A 13,955-nucleotide genomic window follows, 5' to 3' on the forward strand; every position below is an offset into this window, starting at 1 on the left:
CTCGTCCGCGGTTACCGGCGTGGTGTCGTGGTGATGTGCACGTGGTCATAGTGGCCGTAACCCGAGCCCCGCGGACCGCCCGGCGTGTAGTACGTGCCGCGCCAGATCACATCCTGTAATCCGAATCGGGCAGCATTACTCATCGCGAACGCGAGAATCTCGTCTCCGAGCGCGATGCCCTCTGGGCTTGAGGGGTTGGGAATCATGATGTCGATCGCCAGACCGCTCGGATGCCATGGCTTCGAGTCCGGTCGGACGCCGTCGATGTCGGCAATCTGGGGGAACCTCGCGCTGACGGCCCGCGCCGCCAGGATGGTGTTGGCCTGCAGCCCGGCCTCGGACGCGACTCCGACGGGCAACGCCTCCGGCATGTCTACAACGGCCGCTGCGAGGGACGGGCCGACATCGCCAGGCGTCGCGACAATCGGCGGGTCTAACGGAGCGGGCGCACTCGGCGCCGGCGGCGGAACCGAGCTCGCGGCGTCGACCACCGCTTGCTGCTGCGGTGTCAACGCCGCGTACTGCACCTCCGCGGCGGTGATCTGACGCAGCAGTTCACGCCACTTGGCCTGCAGGCCGGCGTGCACCGCCGCGGCCTGCTCGGCCGCGGCGCGGGCGTCGGCGGCCGACGCCTCTGACGTCCTGGCGGCGGCGGCCGCGCGTTCACGCCCAGCACTGAAGGCCTTCATCTGGTCGGCCGTCTGATCGGCTACCACCCGCTGCAGCGACAGCTGGTCGATCAGCTGTTGCGGGGAGGCTGCGGTCAGCGCCGCTGCGAATTGACCGGTGCCTCCACTCGTGTACGCCATAGCCGCCAGTCGGTCGACCGCGGCCTGAAAGGGCTCGAGTTGGAAGTTCGCAACCTCGAGGGCGGCCAGGTCAGCGCGATGGCGGTCTTCGGCAGCAGTCTGGGCAGCCAGTCTGGCGTCGGACTCGCGTTGGGCCGTCGTGACGGCATCGCGACTCTGCACCGCCTGACGGGACAACTCGTTGAGCCTCGCCAACGCGTCAGCCGCCGGGTCCGCCATCACGCCGCCCATCGACATCGACAGCACCAGTACCGCGGCTGCCGAACCATACGCTGTTCGCCGAAGTGAATGGCACACCCGGGTCATTCGGCTTGTCACGATCCTTCGGCATCAGGGACCGATCCTGGTCCGGCGCGTGCGTCCCGGAAAGGCTACGAACTGGCATCGCCGATGTCCACTCGTCCGTCAACGTGAACGCCGCCCGGCCGGACTCCATGGCGGTCGAGGCGGCGGCGTGCGTGAGCGACAGTTGAAAGCGGGGCCCTGCGCGCCTAGTCGTCACAGCGAGAACCCACTCTGTCAATCTTCGCTGCAAGCACGGGTGGCTAGCCCAAGTCACAGCCCGACCAAAGGGGCTGTGACGGAGGCATTTCGAGCTGTCGCCGAGTGCATCATCACGCGCTCACAGCGCGGCCGCAGGTCCCGTCCAGGCCGATCATCCATTCGACGTGCCTCGCAGGATTGAACGTTCGGGGAGCTGGCGTCGACCACGCCGACTGCTTCCTGTGCGTCTCTATGCGAGAGCTGTGGCTTGATGAGAATTCCGCCTGGAGGCTGGGTGTGCGGGGCGGGACTGCGTAGATTTTAGTTGTGCTTAGTAATCGTGGCAGGCGTGCGTATCGGCCGGAACCAACAAGTATTTAAGCATCCGAAATCGCGCGGTCGCGAGCGACGCGACCAGGGCTACCGGCCCGTTGTCGAGGAGGTCAGCATGACGACTCTCAGTCCCCCACCCGCCCGCGAGTACGTTGTGCAGTCAGCCGAGCCTGCGTCGCGGTGGCGCAGGCTCATACCTCGGTCGCGCCGGGGCAAGACGGCCATCGCGGGCGGATTGGCCGTGTTACTGGTCGCGGGTGTCCTGGGCGCAACGTACGAGACCTCACCGGGAGGCGCTTTATGGGGGGCCGAGAAGACGGTCTTTCCCGGGCACGCGCAAGACGTTGCCCTGGCCGCCGTCGTCAACGATCTGAAGAAAGCGCAGGATGTCCTCGGCAGCGGACAGCAGCCCACACCCGATGAGCTGACCGATGCCCGCACGTCACTCAATCAGGCCAAGCAGGACTTGGACTACCTGTCAGCATCACCTCAGCGGACCAGCCTGCAGAACCTCTATTTGCAACTGACACAACAACTTCTGCAGTACACGCCCGATTCGGTGCAACAACTGCCCGCGTTGCCCGCACCACCTCCTGCACCGCCGGCCGCCGACCCGGGCAACCCGCCACAGACACCGGATGCGGCGCCCTCCTGGGGATATCCGATCTCGGATAGCGCCGGCAGCGTGGCACCCGAGGACTTCATCTCACCACCGCCCGATGTTCCGGATGCCCCTGCGGCCGACTGGCCGCAGCCCTACGATCCTCCGCTGACACCGAACCTCGACGACCTGGGTTACTACGACCCGTCGTGGGGACAGCTCTACGGCTACGACCCCACCGACTGGTACAACTACGACCTCAGCGGCTACAACCAGTACGGCTTCGATTTCCTAGGCTTCGACCGGTGGGGCTACGACCGCTGGGGCTACGACCGCTGGGGCTACGACCGCCGGGGCTACAACTGGGCGGGTTACAACTGGGCAGGCTACGACCGCGACGGCTGGGACCGCGGCGGCCGCAACGACTGGGGTCAACGACGCGACCACCCCGGTGACCCACGCAATGAGGACTGGTACAACCGCCACCACCCCTACGAGCAGTACTACCAGTGGAAGTTCCAGAACGACGACCCGGTGTACCACCGCACGCAGTGGGACCACGCCCACGGATTCCACCCGAACCTGTACCAAAATTGGAACATGAATCGGGATTGGCACGATCCGCGAAAACGCGACTGGGCACCGCTGGCCACTACCAAGGCAGTCAACGATGTCAACGTCCACTCCTCATCCCCGGTGGTGAACCTGAACGCCTCACTGACGCAGTTCATCTCCAACGACAAGGCGACAAGCAGGTCCGGGTCACTGATGAAGGACCTCGCGGACAAGTCCGCCCGCGATTTCACCAACGAACTCAGCCCGCGGACCACAGTCTCCATCGGGTCGCCGTCGGCGTCAACGCCTGGGAAACGGCCCGCCACGTCCACAGCGAACCACCAAACACCATTTGCACCACCGGCATTGACGGCGCCCGCGCCGACCGCGCCGCCGTCGAAGGTGTCACCCGGGTTTACCGCACCCAAGCTTTCGCCGGTGCCCGTCTACACACCGCCGAAGGTCGCCCGGCCACAGAGAAGGCCGGAGCGCACACCGGCCGAAACTGCGCCGGGAAGGGACGCCGATCCCTCCTTAGGGCCGATAGCAATCCAGCCGAAGTCCGGCTCTCCGAACGTCGACGTGGCGCCGCCGCCGAAACAAGCGACTCCACCCAACCCAGCGGTGGCTCCTCCTCGCGAGCACTCGGCGCCCCAGACCGATCCAATTCCGCAGGCGCCGGAATCGGAACCGCGCGCCCGCCCAGCGACACCGACACCGCAAGAGCCACCGCAGCAGCGGACCGCACCGGAACCACCCGCGCAGCACGCTCCGGCTCCCAAGAACCAGGCTCCTGCTCCCGAGGCCCCGGTTCGACAGGCGCCCGTCCACCAGGCACCTGCTCCGCGGGCGGCCATCCACCAGGCACCTCCTCCGCGGGTGCCGGACGTGGCTCCGCAGCAGCCCGCACGGCAAGCACCGCCCGTACACGGCGCGCCGCCTCGTGCGCCGCGACCTGCTCCTGAGCCGCGTCCAGCACCCGCACCAAGGGCACCCAAGTGTTCAATTCCGATGTGTTGACGGTTTTCAACACCTATTTCGATTGTCCGTCACGACCAAACAAGACTCTAACCATTGAGGCGCGAGTTCCCTCTCCGAGAGCGCATTTCCTAAACGACGGACGCGCTCACGCACGCTGCGCGCATTCAGTCAGCTGGCTTCGAGGCGGATCGGGCTGGGTGGTTGATTGCGTCACCTGTCGGGCGAACATTAACCACCTGACGCTTGGTGCATCTGCGCTGTAATTGCTTTACGCAAGTCCGCGCCGTCGATTGCGTCGCGCATGCGACGCTGCTCGACCGGTACCGGGTAGATCTCTTCGATCCGACCCGGATTAGCGCACATCAAAACGATCCGATCAGCTAGGTACACCGCCTCTTCGATGTGGTGCGTGACTAAGATGACGGTGCGCCCGGCGGGGACCGAGGGGCCCCAACGTTGAGATGGAAGCGGCGCCATTTCGTCACAGCGACGGATGTACGCAGGGGCCCGCATCGACCGCGAAACGCGGCATCTGGTCGAAGGGACACAGTCAAACGTCAGGTGAAATTTTAATCCTGATGTGAGCGTGCCCATCTCAGCACGTTGGACGTTGATCCAGAGGTTGTTGGAGTGGCAGCGCTTGCCGAGAAGGCTGGGAGTAGGGGATTAGGGGATTAGGGGATTAGGGGATTAGGGGATTAGGATGCCGTCCCATGATGGATGCTCTTGCCGGGCTGCCAGTCAGCACGCTCTGTGATGTCGACAAGTCGCTACCGGTTGCCGATCCGGCGATCCGGCCCATTACGGCGAGCGCACGACTATGCGGACCCGCATACACAGCCGTTGCGACCGATGAGTTCCTCTCCACGTTGTGGGCGATCAACGATGCGGCTCCCGGTGACGTGTTGGTCGTGCAAACGGGCGGCTCACGTTTGGCAGCACTCGGCGAGCTGCTGGCGGCCGAAGCGTACCGCCGCCGACTCGGCGGAATCCTCGTCGACGGTTACGTGCGCGACCGCGGCGGTCTACCTCCGCAGCTACCGCTGTGGGCTCGTGGCTCGGTGCCTAACGCGGGGCGATCGGACGCGGTGCCCAATGTGGGTGGTCAGATCGCCTTCGGAGGGCTGCCGGTGACGCCCGGCGATATCGTTGTGGCCGACGACGACGGGATCGTCATCGCCCCACGCGCACGGCTCGAGGCGTGCCTGGACCAGGCAGCGCAAATCGAGCAGACCGAGGCCGCCATACTCGCAGGAATCCAGGGCGGCACTTCACTGATCGAGATGACCAACCTCGCCGACCACGTGGCGGCATTACGCAGTGGTGACCAGAGCAGATTGTCGATTACACCACCTAGCTGAGCGCAACAGTCCGACGGGCCCCCCTCTGACAACCACGTGACGATTTGCCCGCGCAGCTCAGGGCCACACACCGGTAATGAATTTCATGAACACGGGTGTTGCCATGAAGATCGACCGCCATTGGATTGTCCGGGGTCTGTGCCTTGCGTCAATACAGAGCCGGACCCCACGGCGATCTAAGTGGGCCCTTCACCGAAACGCGGTTCGCGGCAAACTCTGTGAGTGATTTAGGTTCGAGGTGGCGGCTATCGGGAGTTAGAGTCAGAAGTCAGCTCGGGTCAGGAAGCGTTGCAGCGCAGTCATATTGCCATCGACTTGCACTTGATCGGGTGGTCGGCGGCCCCATAAAAGCAGCAGTAGATCGGATGCGGTCGCGGTCACCGTTGCGTCGGCCTGGTCGATAGTCCGGATCCTGTTGACCGAGCCATCTCCGGTTCGGACGGTCCATTGGCCCGTGGTGTCGTTGGCGCGCAGGCAGATGATCTGGGCTGCCCCGTCCAGGTCAGGTGAGAGACCTGGCAGTACCTCGTCGAGGAATTCATCGACCCCATCGACTGCGACGGCTTGTTCTATGGGCTCGTTGGCTCCGATGGCGTTGACGGCGTCCCACCAGTGCACGCTGGATTCCTGGGCCACTCTGCGCCCGATGAAGCCCACGGTGTTTCGGCGGCCCCAAGTCCAGGCCGGTCTGTCGGGGTCCAGGTCCTCCAGGATGGTGGCAGTTAGCTCCACACCGTGACCAAACCAGGTCAAGAGGTCATCGTTGGTAGGGCGGTCGGGTTCACTCCAGGCCTGGGGGCCCGATAGTGCGCCGCGAGCCACCATCCGCCAGAACATCTGAACGATCCCGACATGCCAGACCAGATCAGCCAGCTGCCATCCGGGGCAGGTGGGCACGATGCGGTCGAGTCGTCCCTCGGCGGCATTGGCGATGCGGTTGCTGTCGCGTCGCAGGGCCACGACGTGGTCGGCTGGTTTCATAGCGCGGCCATGGTATCGCTGCAGTCGATGAGGCGACCAGTGTTCGCTAGTTGTTTCGGCGCTGCTGCGCCAGAAGTAGCTCACGGTGTTGCGCGGCAACTCCGGGGGCGCGACGTCGGTCCACGGTTCCGAGAAGGGCATGCTGAGCGTCTTAGCTTTTGGCCGTGGCCTGTTCGGTGGCGAGGTGGTCTTGGCTGGCCGCCCACGACGCCAGCAGCTTGAGGCCATCGGCAGTGGGCGTGTTAGCCGGCGCGGTGTAGATGTTGAGCTGAAGCCCAGGGTCAGAGGGAAGCTGCATCGCCTCGAAGTCGAGGTCGAGTTGACCGACGGCGGGGTGGCGAAGCCGTTTTCGGCCGGATCGGTGGAAGCGGACGTCCTGGGACGCCCACTGCTTCCTGAAAAGCTCACTGCGCATCGACAATTCACCGACCAAGGCGATCAAGTCCTCGTCGTGCGGGTTCTGACCGGCCTCGAGGCGAAGCATCGCGGCCGCGTCTCGGGCGATCGTGTCGTAGTCGACGAAGAACTGCTCGGCAACTTCGCGGTTCAAGTACACGAACCGCGCGGTGTTCGCTGGACGACGCGGATCGGCGAGCACCGGCGCGTAGAGCGCGCGGGCCAACTGGTTCATCGCCAGCACGTCATGGCGGCCGTTGCGGACCCATGCCGGCGCATCGGTGATGGCATCGAGAACCTGTTGCAGGGCGGGACGAACCGTCCCCGACGTCTTGCGCTTACGGCGGCCGCCTCCCGCGCCGGACGCCCTGGCGAGCGCATAAAGGTGCTCACGCTCCGCCTCGTCGAGTTGCAACGCAGATGCGAGCGCGTCCAGCACGCTGTCCGACGCGCCGGCCAGGTTGCCGCGCTCCATGCGTACGTAGTAGTCAACGGACACCCCGGCCAGCATCGCCACCTCTTCACGCCGCAAACCCTTGACGCGGCGGTTGCCGCCGTACGCGGGAAGTCCGGCCTGTTCAGGGCTGATCCGCGCGCGCCGCGAACTCAAGAACTGACGCACCTCGCTGTGGGGGTCCATCGCGGTCATACCTCCACCGTAGGCAGGCCGGCACCCCGTTGGGAGGTACTCCCAATACCCCGCTCATCAGGCACTCCCAGGCTCCGTCGGCGACGCCTAGCGTCGAGGACATGAGCATTCCCGCCTTCACCCTGAACAACGGCGTCGAGATGCCCGTGCTGGGCTTCGGCGTCTTCCAGACCGCATCGGAGGAGACCATCGCCGCCGTCGAGACGGCGCTGCAGACCGGTTACCGCCACATCGACACCGCCGCGGCCTACGGCAACGAGCGCGAGGTCGGCGAAGCGATCCGCCGGTCCGGGCTGGCCCGCGAGGACCTCTTCGTCGAAACAAAGGTATGGATCACCGACTTCGGCTACGACGCCACGCTGCACGCTTACGACAAGGCCATCGGCAAGCTTGGCGTCGAACAGCTCGACCTGCTGATCCTGCACCAGGCGGTGCCAGGCGAGTTCGAGCTCACCGTCGGCGCGTACAAGGCGCTGGAGACGCTCCACGCCGACGGCAAGGTCCGCGCGATCGGCGTCTCCAACTTCATGCCGCCCCACCTCGACAAACTGCTGACTGAGACCCAGGTGGTGCCCGCGATCAACCAGATTGAGGTCCACCCGTACTTTCGCCAGTCCGAACTCCTGGCGTATGACGATGAGCACGGCATCCTCAATCAGGCCTGGGCACCGATCGGCGGCATCACGTTCTACCGCGAGGGCCCACACACCTCGACCCTGGAGAACCCGGTCATCGTCGAGATCGCCGCCGCACATCGCAAGACACCGGCGCAGGTCATGTTGCGCTGGCATTTGCAACAGGGCCGCCAGGTGATCCCGAAGTCCGTCACGCCGTCCCGGATCGCCGAGAACTTCGACGTCTTCGACTTCGACCTCAGCACCGAGCAGCTGGCCGCCATCGACGCGCTGGACACCGGCATCCGCGGCGGCCCCGAGCCCGAGGACATCACCCGCGAGAACTACGGCATCAACATTCCGGAGGCATGAGCATGCATACACGCACACTGGGCCAGGGACTGGAGGTCTCGGCCATCGGACTGGGCGCCATGGGGATGTCGCAGAGCTACGGCCCCAACCCCGGCGACCGCGACGACATGATCGGCGTACTGCGCCACGCGGTAGAGCAGGCCGGCGTCACGTTCTTCGACACCGCCGAGGTCTATGGCCCCTACGTCAACGAGGAACTCGTCGGCGAGGCGCTGGCACCGCTACGCGACCGGGTCATGATCGCGACAAAGTTCGGCTGGAACATCGTCGACGGCAAGATGGTGGGTACCGACTCGCGCCCCGAGCAGATCAAGCGGGTTGCCGACGCCTCCCTCAAGAGGCTGCGCACCGACGTGATCGACCTGTTTTATCAACACCGGGTCGACCTGGACGTGCCCATCGAAGACGTCGCCGGCACGGTCGCCGAACTCGTCGAAGCAGGGAAAGTGCGGCATTTCGGGCTGTCGGAAGCCGGTGCTGCGACCATCCGCCGCGCCCACGCCGTGCATCCGGTGACGGCCGTGCAGAGCGAATACTCGCTGTGGACCAGGGATCCCGAGGCCGAAGTGTTGCCCACGTGCGCGGAGCTCGGCGTCGGGTTCGTGCCGTTCAGCCCGCTGGGCAAGGGCTTTCTGACCGGAACTGTTTCCGGGGCAACTGAATTCGCCGCCGGAGACGTTCGGACGACCATTCCGCGGTTCGCCGCCGACAATATCGGCGCCAACGAGGCGCTGGTCAGTCAGGTGCGCATCCTCGCCGAGGCCAAGGGCGCCAGCCCGGGCCAGATTGCGCTCGCGTGGCTCCTGGCCCAGCAGCCGTGGATCGTGCCGATCCCCGGCACCCGCCGCCGTGGCCGCGTCGACGAGAACGCCGGTGCCACACAGGTCGCGCTGTCTGCCGACGACGTCGCCGACCTCGACGCTCTGGCCGCACGGGTCGGCGTGCAGGGCGACCGATACAACTCCGCCGGCATGGCGATGGTGGGCCTCTGATGACCGCAGCTTGGACGAAGGACCAACTCGACCGTCTCGGCGAGGCGCAGGAAGTCCGAGTCTCTGGGCGTCGCCGGGACGGCTCACTACGCAAGCCGGTGATCGTCTGGGTGGTGCGGGCCGGTGACGATCTGTTCACCCGGTCGGTCAATGGCGCCGACGCCGCATGGTTCCGAGGAACGCGGGTACGCCGCGAGGGGTACATCAGCGCCGGCAGTGTGGAGGCCGACATCGACTTCGTTGAGGTGGACGGCGGCGACGACGCCATCCGTGACGCCGTCGACGCCGCATACCGAATGAAGTACGGGCAGTATCCGGGCCCGGTCGCCGCGATCACCAGCCCGCCGGCACGCGCCACCACACTCAAGCTCGTCCCGCACGCCGAACCACCCCGATAGACCGCAGGAGTGACGATGCAGAAACTCGAACGGCATCCGTCCACCATGGGACCGGCCGAGATGTTCACCGGAGACGTCTACTTCGACGTCATCTACAAGGGCCAGGAACCGTCACGCATGCGGGCGAACGTGGTGCGTTTCGCACCATGCGCGCGTACCGCGTGGCACACCCACGCGATGGGTCAAACGCTGCACGAGACCGACGGGGTGGGGCAAGTGCAGTCGTGCGGCGGCGACATCATGGTCATGCGGCCCGTCTACACGCCGCCGGGCGAATGGCACTGGCACGGCGCCGCACCCGAGCAGTTCATGACGCACCTGGCGATGTGGGAGACCCCGGCTCCGGGTTCCGGCCAGCCGGAGACCACGTGGGGCGAGCACGTCACCGACGACACCCCACCCGCCGGCGATCACCACAACGAAGCCCAGATGGCGATGATCGACCGCTAGATCACCCGACAAACACACAAAGGAGAATTATGAAAGCCGCAATCTTCAAGGGGCCGGGCGAGATCGAAATCGGCGATCGACCCGACCCTGTCATCAAGGAATCGACCGATGCGGTCGTCCGCGTCGTCCTGGCGTGCGTGTGCGGCTCGGACCTGTGGTACTACCGCGGCGAGACGGACTTCCCCGCCGAAAGCCCCATCGGACACGAGTTCATCGGCGTCGTCGAGCAGGTCGGCGACGACGTCAACACCGTTGCCGTAGGTGACTTTGTGGTGTCACCATTCGCCTACAGCGACGGAACATGCCCGGACTGCCAGGTCGGAATGACCACCGCCTGCGCACACGGCGGTTTCATCCCCGCCGGAAACGGTGACGGCGGTCAAGGCGAACTCGTACGAGTGCCCCAAGCCGACGGCACCCTGGTCACGGTGCCCGGGTCGCCGTCGGACTACAGCGACGATGTGCTGGCCTCGCTTCTCGCCTTGTCCGACGTCATGGGAACCGGCCAGCACGCCGCGGTGAGTGCACAAGTCGAACCCGGCGATGTCGTCGCAGTGGTTGGTGACGGAGCGGTGGGCCTGTGCGCCGTCATCGCCGCCAAACGTATTGGCGCAGAGCGCATCATCATCCTGAGCCGTCATGCCGACCGCCAGAAACTCGCACGGGAGTTCGGTGCCACCGACATCGTCGACACCCGGGGTGACCAGGCGGTCGAAGAGGTGAAGAAGCTGACCGACGGCGTGGGGGTGGATGCGGCCTTGGAATGCGTGGGCACGAACGAGGCCATGCAAACCGCAATCGCCATCTGCCGGGCCGGCGCCGTCGTCGGCAACGTGGGTCTGCCGCATGGCGTCGAGATTCCGGCACTGGAGATCTTCGTGCGTAACGTCGGAGTGCACGGCGGTCCGGCTCCTGTGCGGGCCTACCTGCCCGAGCTGATCGAGGACGTGCTCGCCGAACGCATCAACCCCGGCAAGGTCTTCGACCTCACCACCGACCTCGCCGGCATCGCCGAGGCATACGCCGCGATGGACGAGCGGCGCGCAATCAAGTCACTCGTGCGCGTCGGCGACGTCAACTCACGCGGCTGACACAACAGATCAGCGCCAGCCAGACCGTACGTGAGGGCGCCTCAAGCCCCTCCACGCACTTCGACGGACGCACTCCTGCGCACACCATCAGGCCGCGAGTCAATTCGCGCCGTACTCCGTTGTCGCCGCCGCATTCGGCGCGCTCACATCGGCGGCTCGGGGAGCGTTGGCCAGGCGAGCGAGATCGAAAAGGTGACGCCGCTCGTCTGAGGTCATGCGCAGCGCGCTAGCGATAGCTTCGAGAACGGATCCACGCTCGCTCCGAGAAACCGACGTCGGTACCCAACCCCTGAGTCTCATCCGGCTTTGACGCCGAGGAGAAGTTGAAGTCCGCCCTTGACGGCCATGGCGCCGATGGCGCTGGCCATGTTTCCCGAGCCGATGATGCCGATGCCGCTCATGATGTGCTCTCTTCCGCGGTCTCGATCTTCCGCGTTGCCTCGTTCGTGCCCGGGGGCCGGTGGCCAGGGTGAGTGACGTTGGGGTTGGTGGCCGGGTCGGCCCGAAATGGCCGCCCCGGAGGTGTCGGCGGCAGCGGCCCCGTCTGTGCGGTGACCACTTGAGCATTCGGGACCGAGCGTCACGGTTACTCCGTCTGGGTGAGGAGATCCCAGGGCTTCATGCCGAGGAGACCAGCAAGGTGCCTCTGCATCTGGACGCCGGACGGCAGCGGGCGCCACCATATCGTCACCTCGGCGATCTTGCCGTCCCCGTCGAGCAGGATGTAGTCCACCCCGTTGACCACGGCGTCTTCGATCTGCAGCCGAAAGTACGCGGCGTGGTGCGTCTCGCCGCTGAGGACTTCCTTGTAGGTGAGGTCCGCCGCCACCGTGCCGACCATCCGCATGGCTTCCAGGACTGCCTCGCGGCCGGTGAGTGGCTCATCGCCGAGCGGGCCGTACAGCACCACGTCCTCGGCGAGGATTCCGGAAAGCGCGTCTATGTCAGCGCCGCCGTGCATGCAATCGACGAAGAATTCCACCGCGTCGCGGTGCGGGGCGAATGTGGTCATGGTTACTCCTTGAGTCCTTCGTTGCTCGTGGTGTGAGACCTGATCTGTGCGCCCACCCGTTCGAGTCGATATGCCCGGTCATGAAGGTGAGATGAACTCGCCGACTGAGATCAATGTCATCGATTCCCGCCGGCGCCATAGTGAGTGGTTCCGGTGAACGACTGCGCTGAGTGCCCGCAGGGTCGCGGCAACCTCGCTGCGAAGCCGGATCCGCGAGTTCATCAGGTCCGGGATGATCGCCCTAAAGGCGCGGCTGTGCGATGGCCCGAATAAGATTCCACCACAACGGATTCCGTAAATCGGAAGACCTGGCACTCTTTTGCGGTGGTGACCGAAGTTCGGGGCGCGACGTTTGTGTCGGCATACATGCCGTCGTCGCTCACTCAGATCACTGTGGTGCCGCCGTCGACAACCAACTCCATGCCATTGACATAGCTCGAGTCGTCGGAAGCGAGGAACAACGCTGCCGACGCGACCTCCTCGGGGCGGCCCATCTCTCGCCGCGGGATCACGGACTCAAACTGCGCCTTCATCTCCTCGTTCATCACCTCCGCCAACATCGGCGAGGCGACCTGGCCGGGGGTCAGCACGTTCACCCGGATCTTCTTGTCCCTCAACTCTGACACCCACACCCGTGCATACGCGGGCAACACGGCCTTGCTTCCCGCGTACACACTCCAATTCGGGTAGCCCCTCAGCGATGCGTTCGATCCGGTCATGAAGATCGAGCCGCCATCGTTGAATAGCGGCAGCGCCTTCTGGACCGTGAACAGCGTGCCGCGCGCGTTCAGCCAGAAGGCGTCATGGAAGTCCCCCTCGGTGATCTCACCGAGCCTGTTCTGCTTGCCTACCCCGGCGCTTGCCCACAACACGTCGATCGCGCCCTTTTCCTGTTTGACCGTGTCGAACAAACGGTCCAGATCGTCGAGGTTGGCCGAGTCGCCCTGCACGCCGGTCACGTTCCGCCCGATCTGTTCGACGGCCTGGTCCAGCGCATCCTTCCGTCGGCCCGAGATGAAGACGTGAGCTCCTTCGTCGACAAACAACTTGGCACCGGCCAGCGCCATACCACTTGTCGCGCCGGTGATCACCGCGACCTTGCCATCAAGCTTTCCCACGATCGCTCCATTCATCCGATAACCATTCTATGTACACCGATCTGCGTACTTAACGTATCGGATGGGTGAGTGGAATGCAAGCTATGCACACCGATCCGTACCCAACTGGGCTACGCTGAGCGTATGACGGAATTAGAGAAGGGGCCGCGAGGTCTGCGCCGCGGCAGGGGCGCACGAGAGCGCATCCTCGGCGCTTCACGACAACTGTTCCGCGATCAAGGCATCAACAGCACCGGCCTGGACCAGCTCTGCGCGGTGGCCCAAGTGTCCAAGCGCACGTTCTACCAGCACTTCACCAGTAAGGACGAGCTGATCGCCGAACACCTACGCCGATTCGATCCCGACATCCTGCCCGAAGTGTTCGACCGCACCGACCTCACACCCCGCGAGCGGCTCCTCGCCGTCTTCGACATTCACGCGCCTCTGTGCCCGTTCATCGCGGCGGCCGTCGAACTCCACGACGCGGGCCACCCGGCACGCCTACGCGCCCGCGACTACAAGACGGCTTTTGCCGCGCGGCTCACTGAAACCGCGCGCGAGGCCGGCGCCACCGATCCCGAACAACTCGGCGAACAACTGGCGCTGCTCTTGGATGGCGCTTCGGCCCGCAACCGAGTGCTCGACACCGACACCTTCGCCACCGCCGCCGCCATCGCAGTCGTCCTCGTCGACAACGCCATCCCCGCGGCAGCGGTACCGCTTGGCGCAGGCGGGCAGTAGCCAACCGGGACGGGCGGCGTGCCGGATCCGGCAGCAACA

13 protein-coding genes are annotated in these 13,955 nt (G+C 65.3%); 8 read left to right on the plus strand and 5 right to left on the minus strand.

What is annotated here, in order from left to right; genetic code table 11:
* Positions 1–11: 11 nt before the first annotated feature.
* Positions 12–1,115 carry a coiled-coil domain-containing protein gene (locus ACVWWN_RS03530; RefSeq protein ID WP_457142653.1) on the minus strand — a complete coding sequence of 368 codons (1,104 nt, stop codon included), beginning with the start codon at positions 1,113–1,115 and terminating at the stop codon, positions 12–14.
* 625 nt (positions 1,116–1,740) lie between these two features.
* Between ACVWWN_RS03530 and ACVWWN_RS03535 the strand changes: the two genes are divergently transcribed.
* Complete coding sequence (locus ACVWWN_RS03535) at positions 1,741–3,801, plus strand: hypothetical protein (protein WP_457142654.1); 2,061 nt, start codon at positions 1,741–1,743, stop codon at positions 3,799–3,801.
* A gap of 674 nt (positions 3,802–4,475) precedes the next feature.
* On the plus strand, positions 4,476–5,123 hold the full coding sequence (locus tag ACVWWN_RS03540) for an RraA family protein (protein WP_457142655.1): 648 nt from the start codon (positions 4,476–4,478) through the stop codon (positions 5,121–5,123).
* 261 nt (positions 5,124–5,384) lie between these two features.
* On the opposite strand, the gene ACVWWN_RS03545 is transcribed toward ACVWWN_RS03540, so the two are convergent.
* Together ACVWWN_RS03545 and ACVWWN_RS03550 are read right to left on the minus strand one after the other, a co-directional pair.
* The gene (locus tag ACVWWN_RS03545) at positions 5,385–6,104 is read right to left on the minus strand and encodes a maleylpyruvate isomerase family mycothiol-dependent enzyme (protein ID WP_457142656.1); all 720 of its coding nucleotides are present in this window, start codon (positions 6,102–6,104) and stop codon (positions 5,385–5,387) included.
* A gap of 151 nt (positions 6,105–6,255) precedes the next feature.
* Positions 6,256–7,140 carry a helix-turn-helix transcriptional regulator gene (locus ACVWWN_RS03550; protein ID WP_457148983.1) on the minus strand — a complete coding sequence of 295 codons (885 nt, stop codon included), beginning with the start codon at positions 7,138–7,140 and terminating at the stop codon, positions 6,256–6,258.
* Between the two features lie 110 nt (positions 7,141–7,250).
* Here ACVWWN_RS03550 and ACVWWN_RS03555 point away from each other — a divergent pair, with 110 nt between their 5' ends.
* The 5 genes from ACVWWN_RS03555 to ACVWWN_RS03575 are packed head-to-tail and all read left to right on the plus strand — an operon-like array spanning position 7,251 to position 11,066.
* On the plus strand, positions 7,251–8,135 hold the full coding sequence (locus ACVWWN_RS03555) for an aldo/keto reductase (RefSeq protein ID WP_457142657.1): 885 nt from the start codon (positions 7,251–7,253) through the stop codon (positions 8,133–8,135).
* A 2-nt stretch (positions 8,136–8,137) separates the two neighbouring features.
* Positions 8,138–9,127, plus strand: coding sequence for an aldo/keto reductase (locus ACVWWN_RS03560; protein WP_457148984.1), 990 nt, complete (start codon positions 8,138–8,140; stop codon positions 9,125–9,127).
* On the plus strand, positions 9,127–9,525 hold the full coding sequence (locus ACVWWN_RS03565) for a DUF2255 family protein (protein ID WP_457142658.1): 399 nt from the start codon (positions 9,127–9,129) through the stop codon (positions 9,523–9,525). Before ACVWWN_RS03560 ends, ACVWWN_RS03565 begins: the two co-directional genes overlap by 1 nt.
* A 15-nt stretch (positions 9,526–9,540) precedes the next feature.
* Positions 9,541–9,975 (plus strand): cupin domain-containing protein, encoded by a 435-nt coding sequence (locus ACVWWN_RS03570; RefSeq protein WP_457142659.1) that lies wholly within the window; start codon positions 9,541–9,543, stop codon positions 9,973–9,975.
* 29 nt (positions 9,976–10,004) lie between these two features.
* Positions 10,005–11,066, plus strand: a complete 1,062-nt coding sequence (locus tag ACVWWN_RS03575; RefSeq protein WP_457142660.1) for a zinc-dependent alcohol dehydrogenase family protein — start codon at positions 10,005–10,007, stop codon at positions 11,064–11,066.
* A gap of 586 nt (positions 11,067–11,652) precedes the next feature.
* On the opposite strand, the gene ACVWWN_RS03580 is transcribed toward ACVWWN_RS03575, so the two are convergent.
* Together ACVWWN_RS03580 and ACVWWN_RS03585 are read right to left on the minus strand one after the other, a co-directional pair.
* Positions 11,653–12,078 (minus strand): nuclear transport factor 2 family protein, encoded by a 426-nt coding sequence (locus ACVWWN_RS03580; protein ID WP_457142661.1) that lies wholly within the window; start codon positions 12,076–12,078, stop codon positions 11,653–11,655.
* 383 nt (positions 12,079–12,461) lie between these two features.
* Positions 12,462–13,196: an SDR family NAD(P)-dependent oxidoreductase gene (locus tag ACVWWN_RS03585; protein WP_457142662.1), complete on the minus strand. Its 735-nt coding sequence runs from the start codon at positions 13,194–13,196 to the stop codon at positions 12,462–12,464.
* A gap of 123 nt (positions 13,197–13,319) precedes the next feature.
* Here ACVWWN_RS03585 and ACVWWN_RS03590 point away from each other — a divergent pair, with 123 nt between their 5' ends.
* Positions 13,320–13,916, plus strand: coding sequence for a TetR/AcrR family transcriptional regulator (locus ACVWWN_RS03590; protein ID WP_457142663.1), 597 nt, complete (start codon positions 13,320–13,322; stop codon positions 13,914–13,916).
* Positions 13,917–13,955 lie beyond the last annotated feature (39 nt).

The sequence above is a fragment of the Mycobacterium sp. URHB0021 genome (assembly GCF_054057895.1).

Coding starts and splice junctions, on each gene's coding strand:
- ACVWWN_RS03530 (WP_457142653.1), bottom strand. CDS start 1,115: ATGACCCGGGTGTGCCATTCACTTCGGCGAACAGCGTATGGTTCGGCA.
- ACVWWN_RS03535 (WP_457142654.1), top strand. CDS start 1,741: ATGACGACTCTCAGTCCCCCACCCGCCCGCGAGTACGTTGTGCAGTCA.
- ACVWWN_RS03540 (WP_457142655.1), top strand. CDS start 4,476: ATGATGGATGCTCTTGCCGGGCTGCCAGTCAGCACGCTCTGTGATGTC.
- ACVWWN_RS03545 (WP_457142656.1), bottom strand. CDS start 6,104: ATGAAACCAGCCGACCACGTCGTGGCCCTGCGACGCGACAGCAACCGC.
- ACVWWN_RS03550 (WP_457148983.1), bottom strand. CDS start 7,140: ATGGACCCCCACAGCGAGGTGCGTCAGTTCTTGAGTTCGCGGCGCGCG.
- ACVWWN_RS03555 (WP_457142657.1), top strand. CDS start 7,251: ATGAGCATTCCCGCCTTCACCCTGAACAACGGCGTCGAGATGCCCGTG.
- ACVWWN_RS03560 (WP_457148984.1), top strand. CDS start 8,138: ATGCATACACGCACACTGGGCCAGGGACTGGAGGTCTCGGCCATCGGA.
- ACVWWN_RS03565 (WP_457142658.1), top strand. CDS start 9,127: ATGACCGCAGCTTGGACGAAGGACCAACTCGACCGTCTCGGCGAGGCG.
- ACVWWN_RS03570 (WP_457142659.1), top strand. CDS start 9,541: ATGCAGAAACTCGAACGGCATCCGTCCACCATGGGACCGGCCGAGATG.
- ACVWWN_RS03575 (WP_457142660.1), top strand. CDS start 10,005: ATGAAAGCCGCAATCTTCAAGGGGCCGGGCGAGATCGAAATCGGCGAT.
- ACVWWN_RS03580 (WP_457142661.1), bottom strand. CDS start 12,078: ATGACCACATTCGCCCCGCACCGCGACGCGGTGGAATTCTTCGTCGAT.
- ACVWWN_RS03590 (WP_457142663.1), top strand. CDS start 13,320: ATGACGGAATTAGAGAAGGGGCCGCGAGGTCTGCGCCGCGGCAGGGGC.